The sequence below is a fragment of the Leuconostoc sp. S50 genome, assembly GCF_016624925.1.
GTDB lineage: Bacteria > Bacillota > Bacilli > Lactobacillales > Lactobacillaceae > Leuconostoc > Leuconostoc pseudomesenteroides.
Window position 1 is genome coordinate 41,328 of the sequence record NZ_JACVUE010000003.1, and the last position, 15,678, is coordinate 57,005.

Genomic DNA, 15,678 nt, shown 5'->3' on the forward strand with positions numbered 1-15,678 from the left:
GTCGTAAGTATTTCGGCTATTCGTCATAATATAAATCTATGATACGCCTTTCAGTTTGAATTTCAACTACTTAGCGAACCTTTTTCACAAACTTTTTATTATCTTGACTTTGTAAGGTTGTCAACTTAGTTATCAACGCCCAAAAATTAAAATTTTAACCGGTTAATTTCGATCGACAACAAGATTATTTCATCACAATTTCAATCAAAAAAGTGCTACGTTTCAGCCTTTACAGGCTAACGCAGCACCTACTAACAAGGTTTATTCAAATTATTTTTCACTGGCAGCCACTTTTGGCAAAACCAGATTCAACACAATACCCAAAACGGTAGCGATAGCGACACCTGAAAAGTCGACTTGCGAACTTAACTGTAAATGGAAATTACCAATACCAACCACAAGAATCGGTGCAGCAATCATCAAATTACGCTTTTTGCTATAGTCAACCTTATTGTCCACAATGACCTGCAAACCCGCCGCCGCAATGACGCCGTACAGCATGAAGCCAACACCCCCAGTGACTGCACCAGGAATAGTTGAAATTAACGCAGATAATTTACCAATGAAACTAAAGACAACAGCGAAGAATGCCGCACCACCAATAACCCATACAGAGTATACACGACTCAACTGCATCACACCTATATTTTCACCGTAAGACGTTACCGCTGGTCCACCAACTAATCCAGCAACTACTGAAGCCGTACCATCACCAGTTAGTGTCCGCTTCAAGCCTGGATTAGCGAAAAAATCATGCCCAGTAATTTTAGACAATACCATCAAATGACCTAAATGCTCTGATAAGGTCACCAACGCCAAAGGTGCCATGCTCAACACCGCTGCCGGATAAAAGACAAAGCCATTCTTACCAATGAACGTTTCAAAGTTAGGTAATTGGAACCAGTGCGCTGAAGCAACTGGGCTTAGGTCAACTAAACCAACCATTAACGCGACAATATAACCAAATATAATCCCTAACAACACGGGAAGTAGTCCCAAGAAACCTTTTAAGAACATATTAAACGCAATTGTCGCAAGGAGTGTAACCAAAGCAACAACAAAGACGCGCCAATCATATTTATTGTTCAGCATTGTCGCAGAGCTAGCAGCCGATCCTGCCAAACTCAGACCAATAACCATAATAATCGGACCAACAACTTCTGCTGGAAAAATGTATTCAATCCAACCAGTTCCTGTAAATGTCACAACAAGAGCAACAATTAAGTAGACTAGACCAACGGAAATAATACCTTGCGCGACCGCTGGATAGCCAATTGTTTTCAAAAGCGAAGCCATCGGTATAATAAAGGCAAAGCTTGAGCCCATGTACGCTGGTACTTTACCACGTGTAATCAGTAGGTGTAATAGTGTGCCGACTCCCGAAGTAAACAAGGCCACACCGGGATTTAACCCAACTAGCAACGGCACTAAGACTGTTGCGCCAAACATTGAAAACAAGTGCTGCAGTGATAATCCAAGCCACACAAAAAATGGTGGTTTGTCATGAAGATCATAGATAGCATTGCTATTGGTATTTTCTGACATAATTACTCTCCTGAACGTATTGAGTCTATTATATACAAAAAACCTGACTTCATGCACGATGATGTCAGGTTTTTTGTTATATAATTTTGTCAAATATGCGCGGCAAACGCATAGTGTTGCTGAAACATCCACTGTCACGCAACACCTCGCTTCTTGCCAGTACACAACGTCATCCCACTTTTATTGGGGTGGTCAGACAAAATTTGTCTGCTACATATATATCATTTGGATAACTTGTGTACTTTTGCGACGTCAGTTGATTGCGCTTTATCATTAGCATTTGTTTATTCGCATTTGAATAATTAATTAATCTCAACCTTAGTCTGCGAGGCGTTGCCTTGAACTGCTTCAATTTCTGTCAAATTGTTTTGCGACATTCATGGCCTCCTCTTATTTGATTAACTACAGTATAACACTCTTTGTAAGCGCTTTCAACTATTTTTTATCCTTATTTTAGTACAATATTTGACCGACATAGTCCCCACTATGACCATCAAAATCCAATTCTTCATCAATTTTAACGGTGGCGGTTTCCGGTAATTCAAGGCAAATCACCATAATCGTTGCCATTTTGTCAGCTTCATGAATTGCTTTAATGTCCATATCTGCCAGCTTATCGCCATGTTTAACATGATCACCGACGACAATTTTAAGATCAAATGGTGTGCCATTCATAGCGACTGTGTCAATACCCATGTGAACCAACACATCTGTACCACGCTCTGTTTTAATACCGATAGCATGTTGTGTTGGTGCAATCATTGTAATTTCACCATCAATCGGCGCTAAAACATTACCATTAATAGGCTCAATAGCAAAACCATCTCCCATCACTTTGCTAGCAAATGTATCATCTTTTACATGTTCTAAATGTAAAAGTGTTCCATCAGCTACCGCAAAAAGCGACTCAACTGCTGTATGATTGACCGGTGTTGTCGTTTCTGAGAGTGTCAGTTCACTTGATTGTAATGGTTTCGCCAGCGTCGGTGACAAGTTGCCATCATAAATGTTTTGAATATTATCTGCCACAAATTGCACATCTGGTCCAATCACAATATGAATTTGATGTTTATCTAAAACATTAACGCCCATAACACCCGGTGCATGTTTTAAAGCATTAACATCAGCCAATGCCGTATCCGTCATTTTGTAACGTAAACGCGTCGTACAGTTATATAAATAAGTTAAATTGTCTTTTGCATTATCTCCGCCCAAAGCTTGCCAAATCACACGTGCAGTGCGTAAATACTTGTCTTCTGTTGACGGACTGAGCATGACATCACTTTCTGGCGAATCATTTTCTTTCGGATCACGACCCGGTGTCATCAAATTGAATTTTTGAATTGCATAATTAAAAATCACATAATACAAAATCGCGAATAAAATACCTTGTAGTAACAACATATATGGCTTGTTAGCCAAAGGCATTTTGAACGCTAATACATAGTCGACCAGCCCGGCTGAAAACCCAAAGCCAGATGTCCAATGGAAAAAAGCAGCAACTGCCAAGCTCAAACCAGTTAAAGCTGCGTGAATCAAATATAGTGGCCACGCAACAAACATGAATGAGAACTCTAAAGGCTCTGTTACACCTGTAAAGAATGAGGCAACACCTGCTGCCAACATTAACGAACCAATCCGTTTCTTTTGCTCTGGTAACGCATTACGATAAATGGCATACGCCCCTGCGGGCAAACCAAACATCATAATTGGGAAAAATCCTGCCTGATAACGACCGGTAATGCCCAAAACACCATGGGAATCCCAAAAATTACCAATATCATTAATTCCCGCCACTTTAAACCAAAAAACCGAATTCAGGGCATGATGTAGGCCAGTTGGAATCAGTAATCGGTTAAAGAAACCATACAATCCTGCCCCAATCCAACCAAGATTAGAAATAGTTGTTGCAAAAGCAACTAATGCCGCATAAACAAACGGCCACACCACAATCATCACAATACTAAATATCAGCATCGCCAAGGCCGTTAAAATCGGTACTAATCGCTTGCCACTAAAAAAAGACAGCGCTTGAGGCAATTTTGTTTGTCCAAATTTATCAAAAAGCGCTGCTGCGACTAAACCAGATACAATACCAAATAAGACATTGTTGTGCGTTGGTGTACCAAAGGCGGCGTTGACCGCTGTTATTTTTTGACCAAACAACGTCGCAATGTTTTCTGGACGCAGTACATAGTCTGTCAGCGCGTAGCCAACGACTGCTGCCAAAGCAACCGCTCCATCCTTTTTATTGGACATTCCCAAAGCTAAGCCTACTGCAAATAAAAGTGCTAAGATATCAAGTATCGAGCCACCAGCAAGCTTCAAAACGCCACTTACAAACCAAGTAGCTGGTAACCAATTACCAATACCTGTCAAAATTGCAGCAGCTGGTAACACTGCCACTGGCAGCATCAATGAGCGTCCTATTCTTTGAAAATAATCTTTCATAATTTCACCCACCAATTTGTGCTAAATTAAGCACAAATGCAGTGATTCCTTTCCCTATATGACATAACACTACTGATAATAACGCTTTTTAGGACAAATGAGTTTTTTCATGTAAACTTTCATAACACATCAAAATCATTTTCACAACATATACCAATGTACGCCTTTCTACTATAAAAAGCAAAAAAATAGCAATAAAAAAGGTATACCAATTTTGGTATACCTAAGAATGATAATTAGTTTTATTTTGTTAATGTTGTCTTTGATACAACTTCCAAATTGTCATCCAAGTCGTAAACTAGTGGTTGTCCATTCGCAATTTCAAGATTCAAAATATCATCATCTGAAATATGTTCGATATGCTTAGCCAAAGCACGGAGTGAATTACCATGAGCGGCGATGACAACATTTTTGCCAGCTTTCAAGTCCTTTGAAATGTTTGATTCCCAGAAAGGTAATACACGTTCCAAAGTAATCTTCAAATTTTCACCTAATGGCAATTCACCTTCAGGTACATCGGCGTAACGACGATCAAACGCAGGATATGTCTTACCTTGAACTGTCATTGTTTCATCGTATGAATCCAACAATGGTGGCAAAACATCGTATGAACGACGCCAAATATGAACTTGTTCGTCGCCCCACTTTTCAGCAGCTTCAGCCTTATTTTGGCCTTGCAAAGCGCCATAGTGACGTTCGTTAAGGCGCCATGACTTCTCTTCAGGAATAAACAATTGACCAGCCTCTTCCAAAGCATAGTGCAACGTTGTAATCGCACGTGTCAAAACTGATGTATAAGCCTGATCAAATTGGATGCCTTCAGCAGCCAACAATTCGCCAGCTTCCTTTGCTTGTTCAACACCCTTGTCTGACAACTTTGTGTCAATCCAACCATTGAATAAGTTCAATGCGTTCCATTCACTTTGACCATGACGGATTAGTACTAATTTAGCCATTTGTTCTAAACTCCTTAGTTTATGTTTGTGTTAATCGTAACGATATCATTATACCACGAAATCACGACACAAAAAAACTCGCCGAAGCGAGTTCCTTCTAATTGGTTATTAGCCCTTAACGATGTTAACAGCTTGCAAACCGCGGTCACCACTTTCAACTTCAAAAGTAACTGCTTGACCTTCGTCAAGAGTCTTGAAGCCGTCGCCTTGGATTGCTGAGAAGTGTGCAAATACATCTTCGCCGTTTTCGCGTGTGATGAATCCGTAACCCTTTTCGCCGTTAAACCACTTTACTGTGCCTTTTTCCATGATATGTTTCTCCTTTGGTGTGCTCACCAAGTAATATTGTGCGTAATCTAAAATAATTGGTACTGAGCGCCTTCCGAAAAAAACAAATCAAAATCAAAAACTTTTATTACCCCATTAGTGTAACACATTCACAGAAATTAGCAAGTAATACACTAATAACTGTAATTCTTTTTCACTCCCAATTATTGGATTATTTTTTTCACCGATTAAAAGCAACTTCAATGGTATCAAAAAAACGTTTTCAACCTGTTTAAGGCGAAAACGTCGATGATATATTATTTAATATTTAACGCTTTTTTGACTGCTGCAACTTGTAACTGTGCTGCTTTGTCTGGATCTGTTTTTGCCAAGGTAGCTAACTGCGCTTGCTGTTGGGCTAGTGCTTGCTTTTCAGCATCCGTTTTTGGCGTCATTTTCGATTGCAATGACTTAGCTTGAGTCGTCGTCAAAGCAACCCAAGTACTTGGCACTTGATAAATAACATGCTTATTTTTCAGTTGGTGATTATTACCACCAATACCAAACATCAATCGCATTGTGGCATTTTTATAGACATAACGCGTTGTTTTCGTAATTTTATAAGCTTTATTACCGGAAATGTTGGACATACGAGAACTAGTTTTCAAGCTTGGCTTTGCCACTGTAGTCTTTTTAGCACTTTCTGTCGCACGGTAAACATAGACATTTTCAGCGCCATTTGTACCAACACTTTGATAAAGCAATAGACCAAATCCTTGTGAAGCTGTGCCAGCTGTATAGATTTGTTTTTTGGTCGTAGTGGTAACTTCCTTCATACCGTAGTGTGCGTTCATATTAGCCGCAACGCCAGCAACACTTAAAATCAAGCCTACAAACATAATCACTGTCGTTACAATACGTACGCCACGATTAGTAATCATCATATTTGCCACAAAGGCCAAAATAGCAAATAACGCTATCAACAAAATAATCATTAGGCTGCGTCCTCCTTGTGTGCTGGTGTGTTAATTTTGCCACTGTGTAGTAAGAATGTAATTAACAATGCAACAAGAGCAAATCCTGCGGCCAACAAGAATGAAGCATGGAAGCCGTTCAATGTTGCATCTATTAACTTATTAGCATAGGACAATGGATCTTGACCTTTAAGTGAAGCAGCTGGCTTATTGTTATCAGTAACAGACTGCATGACTGATGCCAAAATTGCCGTTCCCAATGAAGAAGCAATTTGACGCATCGTGTTGTTGGCAGCTGTTCCTTGAGCAGCAGTTTCGGGTGACAAAGCACCCATAGCAGAAGCTGTCAACGGCATCATCGTCATCGCAATACCAAACATACGCAATGTATATAGCGCAGTGATGAAGTGTTGTGACGTATCAGCTGTCATATAAAATAGTGGTACCGTACCAATTAACAAAATAGAAAATCCCGTAACGGCTAAGCGCTTTGCGCCATGTTTATCGTAGAAAGCACCAGCAATTGGTGACATAATTCCCATCATCAATGCACCTGGAAGTAATGTTAATCCTGAGTCCAAAGGTGTTAATCCGCGAATATTTTGCATATAAATTGGCAAAACCATTTCAACACCAATCATAGCCATCATTGCTAGGGACACTAATATTGTCGTAATGGTAAATTGTCTAGACTTGAAGACAGACATATCCAAGAATGGCTTTTCCATACGAGATTGATGCCACATAAACTCAATTGTGATCAATAATCCGACAATCAATGGCAAAATAACCCAATTAAAGTCACCCCAACCATGATTAGAAACCATCGCAAAGCCAAACAAAATCAAACCAAATCCAAATGTTGATTCAATCAAAGAACGTACATTCAGTGTTACTTTCTTTGTTGGTAAAACATTGCGGAAATAGAAGAATGAAGCGATCATCACCAAAATAACAACTGGTAGAACAACGCCAAAGATTGAGCGCCATGAATTTTCAAGTGTGAATCCCAAAATTGTGTGGTCTTTTTCCAAAATCCAACCTGACAGCGTTGGTCCAATGGCAGGTGCCATTCCCACAACCAAACCACCAAGTCCCATCGCTTTACCACGTGATTCAGCATCAAACAAATTCAGTGAAATCACTTGCATTAATGGCATCAACACACCAACAGCCATAGCCTGCAAAACGCGGGCCACCATTAGCATCCAGAAAGCACTAGTTGGTGTCACGAACGCTAGTAAAGTACCAGCCGTAAACAAACCAAGCGCTGATAAATACAACGTTTTTGTTTGAATTCGTGTTGTTAAGAAAGCTGAAACTGGAACCATAATCCCGTTAGCCATTAAGAAAATGGTTGTCAACCATTGTACTGTTGAGGCATTAACATCAAACGCCTTCATCAATGCAGGTAACGCTGTCCCCAAAGCTGTTTGCATCAGCATTACAGAGAACACACCGACCAGCAACACAATCATCATGGCGACGCGGTTGACTGGTTTCCCCTTTGTGTCTACTATTTTATCAGACATATCAAAATCCTTTCATTTGTTTTCTGTCATTTACAGAAAACACTTTAGTTCTTCATTAGCTTCAAAAATGTATTTTACGCTTAAATAAAAAATTGTCAACTAAGTTGACAATTAATTATCATTTATTATATGTGATTTTTTGCACATCATGTTGCCCATTTAGCGTAACAATCACATCTGCTAATGATTTCGTAGGTAAAATATAGTGATCCAAATTAGTTTGATTCGTTGTATCCCACACTTTCATGACCAGATCACTCAACTCGTCTAACGGCATTTTGGCGTATTGATAGCGCCAGCTAGACGGATCATTCTTGGCTAAGGCTGTTTCTTGTAGCGTTCTTGACAAATACCATGACTTAATATCAACCAAATCTGCGGTAACAAAAATTTTGAAGTCTAACACATCCTCTGGTAATCGCAAGGCTGTTACACCTTCAACAATTAAAATGTTGGGTCGCGTAATTGTTTGCAATTGGGTGGGGTGAATATCAGCCAGTTCTTGCGTATAAAGGGGTATCTCGATTCGCTCACGACCAGCCTTGAAATCTCTAATCACTGTTGCCATACGGTTCAAATCGTATGTCTGTGGGAACCCTTTTTGTTCAAAAATGCCAGCAGCCAATAATGTGTCATTAGACATCATAAAATCATCTGTACTAATCACACTAGCCATCAAATTTTCCTGATGAAATAAGGATGCCAAATTATTAGCAAATGTACTTTTGCCAACTGAAACTGAACCGGTAACACCAATTACCATGAAAGGTGGCTGATAGCGTTTCAAAATTTCATTGACTAACTCGTTCATTTTTCAACCTCATAACGTGTAGCACTGACATGGTCCAACAACGGTGTCACTGACTTTTCAGCCAACAATGTCAAACGATGCATCGCGCGTGAGGCAACTGTATACAACAGACGGCGTTCGTCTTCTGCCGCATATCGTGTCCAATCCGCGTGCCAAATGACGACTGCGTCAAATTCAAGTCCCTTAGCCAAGTACGACGGCACTATAATGGTTCCCAGCGCCAAACGTTGATTTTCTGATTGAATCAGTGTCACACTTTTATCCGCCAATTGTTGCGCCAATAATTTCGCATCAGCGAGTGTTTTGGTAATAATAGCTGTCGAATCTTGGTCTTTGGCATTTTGTAGTAACTGTTGACGTAGCTTATTCAGCAATTCGCTTTCATCGTCAGCAATTTTTACAATTGGCTTCTCGCCATTACGATTAAACGCTTCAATATCTTGCCCACCCAATAAAATGTCTTTAGTGAAATCAGTAATTTGTTGCGTCGAACGGTAAGTTTGCGTGAGCTTAACCGTGTCTACCCGTTCTGAGTCAAACAAGCTAGCCAGATCTTCCTGCAAATTAGCCGCATTATCCTTGGTGAAGATGGCTTGGTTAAGGTCGCCAAGCACCGTGAACTTTGCCAATGGGAAGCTAAACTTTAAGAAAGCTAATTGGAACGGTGTATAATCTTGCACTTCATCAATGAATAGGAAGCGAATATCACGTTCGCCATGCTTACCAGTCATTAAATCATATAAATACAAATATAACGTTGTGTCAGCAAGGGACATTTGATGATTCTTGAGATTAGCCACAACGTGTTCAACATGCGTCTGCCACTCTTCTTCTGATAGTTGATAAGCCGCTAAGTCAAAGAATCTTGGTAATTCATGTAAGAAATCAATAAATTGCGCATTGATATTAAGGAAACTTGCACGTCTCACTTGTCTTGCCAAAGGCTTCAAAGCCCGTGTCGTAATTTGCTTGGCCAAGAACTTTCGCTCAGCTTTTTCACTGGAAAATTCTCGTTCTTGTTCCCCGGCACCTAATTGTGTACGACGTGTCACCGCAGCAGCATCATTTTCTTCATTATCGCCCATACGAACACGGCCAGCGCCAACAAGCTCATCATATTCTTCCTTAGATAGATTTTCAATTTCTAAATCTACCCAATCTTTACGCATTTCTGTGCCAATGCGGCTGCTTAGCATACGCATAAGTGTGTCGCGAGTTGCATCCAAACGTTGACTTAACTTGTAATTTTCGTTGTACTGATAATAAATTTCTGCCATGCGTTCTTTGGCAATAAATGGCTCGCCTCTAAACATAATGCTGCGGAACTTCATCCCCTGACGTGTCAAAGAGTTGGCATAATTGGTGACTGCGTTAAACATGTCAACACTACCTTTGGCCAATGCCAGTCGATTATTCACATGATCCAATTCAAAGCGTTCTTGCAACGTTTCTACAGACATTTTGGGTAAACGTCGTGAGGCGTATTGGTAAAATGTCATTTGAATCATATTCTGTTCACCTAATTCAGGCAAAACTTGATCAATATAATCATTAAATAGTTGGTTAGGACTAAATAGCACCACTTGCCCGCTGGTTAATTTACCACGGTAGCGATAAAGCAAGTAAGCCACACGTTGCAAAACTGCCGCCGTCTTACCGGAACCAGCTGCACCTTGAACAAATAAAAGATTCGCCGAAGTATTACGTATAATCTTATTTTGCTCTTTTTGAATGGTTGTCACAATTGACTTCATCTTGGTTGATGATTCGCCACTCAAGGCATTCATCAACATAGCGTCCCCAATTGCCTCTTCCGTGTCAAATAACGTCACAATCACGCCATCTTCAATTTGAAATTGACGTTTCAGCGTGACATTAGCTTTTTGAGTGCCATCCGGTGTCAAATATTCAACTGGTCCAATGCCACCATCATAATAAATAGAGGCTACCGGTGCACGCCAATCATAGACAAAATAGCGATTGTCGTCATCACTAAATGACCCCAAACCAATATAGATGGTTTCTGGTTCACCGCTTTCTGACACAGATTCACTAAAATCAATACGTGCAAAATACGGATTATGAATCTGCTTATTCAACACTTCATAGCGACGCTCTGCCCGTGACTTAGAATTTTCACGTTCAGCCAACATTTGTTGTTGCTGGCGGACAGACATGGCTGTTTCAACAATACCGGAATAGGTATCGGTTTTGAGACGCACATCTCCCCAACTTTTGGAAACGTCAGAGATGTTCTTGTTTGTCCGCTTAATTTCTAGCTCGGTATCAGCCAAAGATTGGTTCATGGCTGATAGTGTTGTCTTCAAATATTGCTCTTCAACTTGCTTAATTTTTTCGTCCAAAAACGCGTCCCACTCTCTTAAATTTCAATGATATAATTATACGCTTAGATTGAATAAATGAAAAGCAAAAACGTTTAAATGCTTAACATTTAAACGTTTTTGAGGTTATGGTGTTTCACTTAAAGTCCAAGTTAGTTCTGATTGTAACTGTTTGCCTAATAATATGGTATCAATCACCGCGTTAGGATTTAACCAAATGCTAAATGCGTTAGTGGCATTGTGATTAAACAAAATACTCTTTTGACTGGTTGTCGAATTACCCGACCAGAAGTCAACGCTATTGGTTAAACTATTGTCACCATATTGAATACTCAAATCATTCTTTGAAATCATTGCTGATTGACCAGATGTCGTCCAATCACTTGTTTGCGTCACAGACACTTTGTATGGTACGCCGCTTTCCAAGTTGATGAGATTAACTGAGCCAGTTGTCATATTAGTTGCCAATGGTTTGTTGCCGTTACGGAAATTCCCAGCCCCCAGTGTGCCAAAGGTAAGGTTAGCAACGCCATCAAAAGTGGGCGATTGTGCCCACACATAGGTAACTGGTTCCGATCGATCAGCGTACATTTCCGTTGTGGTAACCATGTCTCCGTTTGGGTGATGGTCCGTTCCATTGCCAACAATCTGCCAAGACGCGCTTGTGGTTTTGTAGTTTTGTCCATTATCTGTAGTTGTTGTACCGATAGATGGTGCTGACGTGAAAGTAGGATTACCGGGGAACTTGATATTTTGACCTAGCGTAATCTTCCAGAGATTAGTATTGGAGGTAAACATATTATCAACCAAAGCAGCACTCTGAGTATTCCACCCTGATAAATTCAATGTTTTCAGTGCCGTTTCTTGAAACATGCTAGCGAAAGTTGTTACTTTTGTGACGTCCCACCCACTGAGATCAAGGCTGGTTAAGCCATTGAGCCGAAACATGTACGACATATTCGTGACATTGTTAGTCGTAAAATTAGTCAGGTTTAAACTAGTGAGGGCGCTCATTCCATAAAACATACCTCGCATGGTAACATCAGTTGCTGTGCGATATTCGCCCCAACCAGAGAGATTTAACGTCTCCAACTCAGTAGCACTATTAAACATATACTCGAAATTTGTCACCTTAGCAACGTCCCAACTACTCAAGTCCAGCTCAGTTAATTTTGTCCTTTGGAATATGTAAGATATATCTGTGACGTTAGTGGTTTTAAAATTTGTCAGATTTAAACCAGCATTAGTTAACACGCTTGCATTAGAAATCATATGAGACATGCTAACATTGGTTGCTGTACGATTGACGCCCCAACCAGAGAGATTTAATGTTGTCAAGCTGCTACAAGTACTTAACATATAATTGAAATTTGTTACCTTAGTCACATCCCAATCACTCAAATCTAATTCAGTTAAGCCAGTGCCAAAAAACATATAAGACATATTTGTTACGTTAGTGGTTTTAAAATTTGTCAGGTTTAAAGTAGTAGTACGTGTATAACCAAACATAAAGTTCATATTAACAGATGTTGCTGTACGGTTGCCACCCCAATTCGACAAATTCAAAGTGGATAGTGCTGTATCATTATAAAACATATAACTGAAATTTGTTACCTTATCAACATTCCAACCACGCAAGTCTAAATTAGTAACGCCGCTTCCATAAAACATAGAAGACATATTCGTCACATTACTGGTATTCAACGCACTCAAATCAGGATTAGTCAGTCCTTTACTGTTGTAAAACCAATAAGACATCGAGGTTACATTACTCGTATCAAAATTTTGCAAATCAATAAACTCACTGAGTTGTCCTAAATTAGCGAATAAATAAGTCACTGATACTGGTGCTATCACGTTGCTTTCAAATTGAATTTTCTTGACTTGTGTGGCAACTAGTCCAGCGGCTTCCAAATTCTGATCAATTCTCTGTGCTAATTGCCCCGCCCCAAAAACCAACAAACCAGTATCCGAATCAAATGTCCAAGTACTAGTGCCGTTTGCGTTTGTCGTTATTCCTCGTGGTGCCTTTGCAGATGACGCTGGTTTGCTATCCGCTTTCGCCACCGTTGGCTGTTCAACTTGTGGGTCAGCTTCTGCTGGCTGTTCCGGTTCGGCTACTTCAGGTGTCTCGGGTTCATCAGGTTCCGGCTCTGTTGGCTGACCGTCACCCGTATCACCAGTAGCGACGCGCTGAATCAATTCTTGCAAGTCAGAGCGACCGTCATTTGGTAGACGTAGCTTTTTATCCGTTTTGACGTCATCAGCTGTCATCACTTCGGCAGCTGTCACGGCCTGTACTGGACCTGTGACGGTTAATAAGGTAATTAATATTGGTAAGTAGAATTGTTTGTTCAAACGCATGATTTTTCTCCATTAGTAGCCTAGACCCTCATTCTACTAGGGGGGTGGAAGACCAGACGAATTTTTAGTGAACAAATTGTGAACGTTAACCTAAAAAGCGGAAACGACATGATGTCGTCTCCGCTAATTTTATTTATCTGTCACAATCACAGTGGCATTGTCTCCAATGTAGATTGACGTTTTCTTACCTGTCTTATTATCAACCAGATTAACACCATGTCCGCTCCGATCAAAGCTAAATGAGCCAGTATATTGATAAATGACCTTACCTTGATAGTCTTTGATGACAATTTCACGTTTTTGATTGTTGTTATATTCCAACTGGTAAGTCTTTTTTGACTTAATGTAACTTGATGAGTGGATATAATTATAATATTTTGACGACGCTGCTAGTCCGAATACAACCAGTGCTGCGATGATACCGATGACACCAATCGTGTTGCCTAAACGCTTCTTACCACCAAAGAAATAGGCATAGACGCCTAGCAAAATAATGACAACAGGTACGGCAAACATAGCCGCCCACAGCACCCAAGAAATAGGCGTTGGCTGAATATGAAACATTTGATTCTCCCCAATTAATGAATTTTTTGTTATTTCTTACTATATAATATCAAACATTTTATCAATTTTCACGGTGTCTGGATGATAAGAAGATTATGGTATTTTTCAAATAAAGCAAGACGTATTACTTTGATTATAAATAGATGTCTGCTACTATTAAATTGATTAGTCCCACGAAAGGAGAAGTTAATGTATACTACCATGCTTGTTACCATAATATGTTGTGTCGTTGTCGGGGTATTTTCTTTAGCGATTGGTTTTAACATTCACCATCCTGTCGCAAAATATGTTTGTCAATTTATTGGATTTGCACTGTTAGTCTTTGCCATTATATTCTTCCTCACACATTATTGGTGGTGGATATAATTGACAATTAAGTCATCTGTTCTTTTCGCGTTCGCCAAACGACCTGTCAACGATTAAGATAGCTAATAATGTTTTGAGCGATGCTGGAATTCATAATACCCATTGTGAATTCACCGCCTTTGTCAATATTCAGTTCATTAGCCAAAATCAGATCTTGTAACTGTTTATTACCTACCAAGAGTTGCAACAAGTCGTTCTTAGAAATTTTATTTTGGCTCGTATCGCCCTCGTGTGTCACATAAAAATAATAACGATGTGTACCCACAGCAGCAATATTACCAATATTTCGGAGGGTATCTTTAAAACTATGCTTTTCAGCAATGCCATAGTTCATCTGATTATCGTTCATGATTTCGACCTCCCAATCGCTTCAATCAACCTAGTATATAACTCTCATTATAGTACAATGTGGCAGATAATTTCTCCGAATTTTTTAATCTTTTTTCAATAAAAGCAAAAGAATCATCCCCAATCATGATTCTTTTGTTGCGCCTACTGCACAACCAGCTCTTGAATGACTTTATTAAAGTGCTTTTTATTTTTTAAATCCTTAACTGATTGGAAATTCATACTCAAATTGTCGTGATCTTTTGAATACATCAATCTTGTGATGGCTGAAACATTGCTTTTCATGACGGTGCTAACTGATGATCCCGGTACAATTCTGGCAATTTTAACGTAGCTGCCTTTGTGATAAGCCATTACGTACGGATCTTTCACGCCGGGATTGAGTCCCGTTGTTAGCGTTAGCTTCGTCCACTCCGTCCCCATGTCATTATCTGAAAACCATTTTGTCCAATAACCACGGTTTGACTTATTATTGGGATTAGTGACTTTATCGCTAGGCATTTTTGTATAGGCTACTTTATATTGCAAAAATGGATTCATGCGGTCAATTGTATCAATGCCTTTTTGGTAACCAACCAACAGCATGCCTAACCATAATACCAATAATACAAAAATGGACCCCAGTATCATTGTGAGCCGCTTATAGCGATGCTTCAATGACACATCTTGATCAATTGCTTCAGCAATGCTTTTCTGTTTGTCTGTCATGTCGATTTCTTCTCCGAACATTATTTTTTCGAAAGATACGTCAAACAAATCACTCAAACGCCTCAAGACATCCAAACTAGGATAATTTTTACCTGTTTCCCAAGTTGACACAGTTTGCCGGCTGACATGAACTTCCTCTGCCAGTTCCTGTTGTGTCATCTTTTTTTGTAGTCTTAGTTGTTTAATATCTTGTTCAAAACTCATAGCTTTCATCTCCTAATGTAACCGAATCACTAAGAACAATACTAGCAATTCATGCTTGCTCTTGTAAAGCAAGCGTCACTAGCATGGCGTTATTTGGGGATTTGGGCACAAAAAAATATCAAGTAAGGCTCACTTGATATTTTGGATAATTGCGTTTAAATGCTTACTTATGCCCTTTTCCAATGCCAGCCCACTTAGCAGCATAATTGGTGCCTGCATAATCGCATGACCACCCACCATAAAAGG

12 protein-coding genes are annotated in these 15,678 nt (G+C 39.7%); all 12 read right to left on the minus strand.

The features are described 5' to 3' along the window. Positions 1-270: 270 nt before the first annotated feature. Positions 271-1,545 (minus strand): uracil-xanthine permease family protein, encoded by a 1,275-nt coding sequence (locus tag IAE53_RS04085; protein ID WP_148423393.1) that lies wholly within the window; start codon positions 1,543-1,545, stop codon positions 271-273. Between the two features lie 453 nt (positions 1,546-1,998). Further along, entirely contained in the window at positions 1,999-3,996 is a 1,998-nt protein-coding gene (nagE, locus tag IAE53_RS04090) for an N-acetylglucosamine-specific PTS transporter subunit IIBC (RefSeq protein ID WP_148423392.1), read from the minus strand. 242 nt (positions 3,997-4,238) lie between these two features. Continuing rightward, the gene (gene gpmA, locus IAE53_RS04095; RefSeq protein ID WP_004912306.1) at positions 4,239-4,952 is read right to left on the minus strand and encodes a 2,3-diphosphoglycerate-dependent phosphoglycerate mutase; all 714 of its coding nucleotides are present in this window, start codon (positions 4,950-4,952) and stop codon (positions 4,239-4,241) included. Positions 4,953-5,060: 108 nt separating this feature from the next. After that, positions 5,061-5,261: a cold-shock protein gene (locus tag IAE53_RS04100; RefSeq protein ID WP_004912309.1), complete on the minus strand. Its 201-nt coding sequence runs from the start codon at positions 5,259-5,261 to the stop codon at positions 5,061-5,063. A gap of 275 nt (positions 5,262-5,536) precedes the next feature. After that, a complete protein-coding gene (locus IAE53_RS04105) occupies positions 5,537-6,214 on the minus strand; it encodes a DUF4811 domain-containing protein (protein ID WP_148423391.1) in 678 nt (225 codons plus the stop codon). Further along, on the minus strand, positions 6,214-7,725 hold the full coding sequence (locus IAE53_RS04110; protein WP_148423390.1) for an MDR family MFS transporter: 1,512 nt from the start codon (positions 7,723-7,725) through the stop codon (positions 6,214-6,216). Before IAE53_RS04110 ends, IAE53_RS04105 begins: the two co-directional genes overlap by 1 nt. A gap of 118 nt (positions 7,726-7,843) precedes the next feature. Further along, on the minus strand, positions 7,844-8,536 hold the full coding sequence (locus IAE53_RS04115; RefSeq protein ID WP_148423389.1) for a type I pantothenate kinase: 693 nt from the start codon (positions 8,534-8,536) through the stop codon (positions 7,844-7,846). Then, positions 8,533-10,899 (minus strand): RNA polymerase recycling motor HelD, encoded by a 2,367-nt coding sequence (helD, locus tag IAE53_RS04120; protein ID WP_200136062.1) that lies wholly within the window; start codon positions 10,897-10,899, stop codon positions 8,533-8,535. Before helD ends, IAE53_RS04115 begins: the two co-directional genes overlap by 4 nt. A 105-nt stretch (positions 10,900-11,004) precedes the next feature. Further along, entirely contained in the window at positions 11,005-13,242 is a 2,238-nt protein-coding gene (locus IAE53_RS04125) for a BspA family leucine-rich repeat surface protein (protein ID WP_200136063.1), read from the minus strand. Positions 13,243-13,371: 129 nt separating this feature from the next. Continuing rightward, positions 13,372-13,806 carry a hypothetical protein gene (locus IAE53_RS04130; RefSeq protein WP_010295859.1) on the minus strand — a complete coding sequence of 145 codons (435 nt, stop codon included), beginning with the start codon at positions 13,804-13,806 and terminating at the stop codon, positions 13,372-13,374. A gap of 412 nt (positions 13,807-14,218) precedes the next feature. Continuing rightward, entirely contained in the window at positions 14,219-14,521 is a 303-nt protein-coding gene (locus IAE53_RS04135; RefSeq protein WP_148423385.1) for a hypothetical protein, read from the minus strand. A gap of 143 nt (positions 14,522-14,664) precedes the next feature. Beyond that, positions 14,665-15,432 (minus strand): helix-turn-helix transcriptional regulator, encoded by a 768-nt coding sequence (locus IAE53_RS04140; RefSeq protein WP_148423384.1) that lies wholly within the window; start codon positions 15,430-15,432, stop codon positions 14,665-14,667. Positions 15,433-15,678: the final 246 nt, after the last annotated feature.

Bases quoted from the DNA above. Each gene is read 5' to 3' on its own strand.
- gpmA (WP_004912306.1), bottom strand. From the start codon at position 4,952: ATGGCTAAATTAGTACTAATCCGTCATGGTCAAAGTGAATGGAACGCA.
- IAE53_RS04135 (WP_148423385.1), bottom strand. From the start codon at position 14,521: ATGAACGATAATCAGATGAACTATGGCATTGCTGAAAAGCATAGTTTT.
- IAE53_RS04085 (WP_148423393.1), bottom strand. From the start codon at position 1,545: ATGTCAGAAAATACCAATAGCAATGCTATCTATGATCTTCATGACAAA.
- IAE53_RS04130 (WP_010295859.1), bottom strand. From the start codon at position 13,806: ATGTTTCATATTCAGCCAACGCCTATTTCTTGGGTGCTGTGGGCGGCT.
- IAE53_RS04100 (WP_004912309.1), bottom strand. From the start codon at position 5,261: ATGGAAAAAGGCACAGTAAAGTGGTTTAACGGCGAAAAGGGTTACGGA.
- nagE (WP_148423392.1), bottom strand. From the start codon at position 3,996: ATGAAAGATTATTTTCAAAGAATAGGACGCTCATTGATGCTGCCAGTG.
- IAE53_RS04115 (WP_148423389.1), bottom strand. From the start codon at position 8,536: ATGAACGAGTTAGTCAATGAAATTTTGAAACGCTATCAGCCACCTTTC.
- IAE53_RS04110 (WP_148423390.1), bottom strand. From the start codon at position 7,725: ATGTCTGATAAAATAGTAGACACAAAGGGGAAACCAGTCAACCGCGTC.
- IAE53_RS04125 (WP_200136063.1), bottom strand. From the start codon at position 13,242: ATGCGTTTGAACAAACAATTCTACTTACCAATATTAATTACCTTATTA.
- IAE53_RS04105 (WP_148423391.1), bottom strand. From the start codon at position 6,214: ATGATTATTTTGTTGATAGCGTTATTTGCTATTTTGGCCTTTGTGGCA.
- IAE53_RS04140 (WP_148423384.1), bottom strand. From the start codon at position 15,432: ATGAGTTTTGAACAAGATATTAAACAACTAAGACTACAAAAAAAGATG.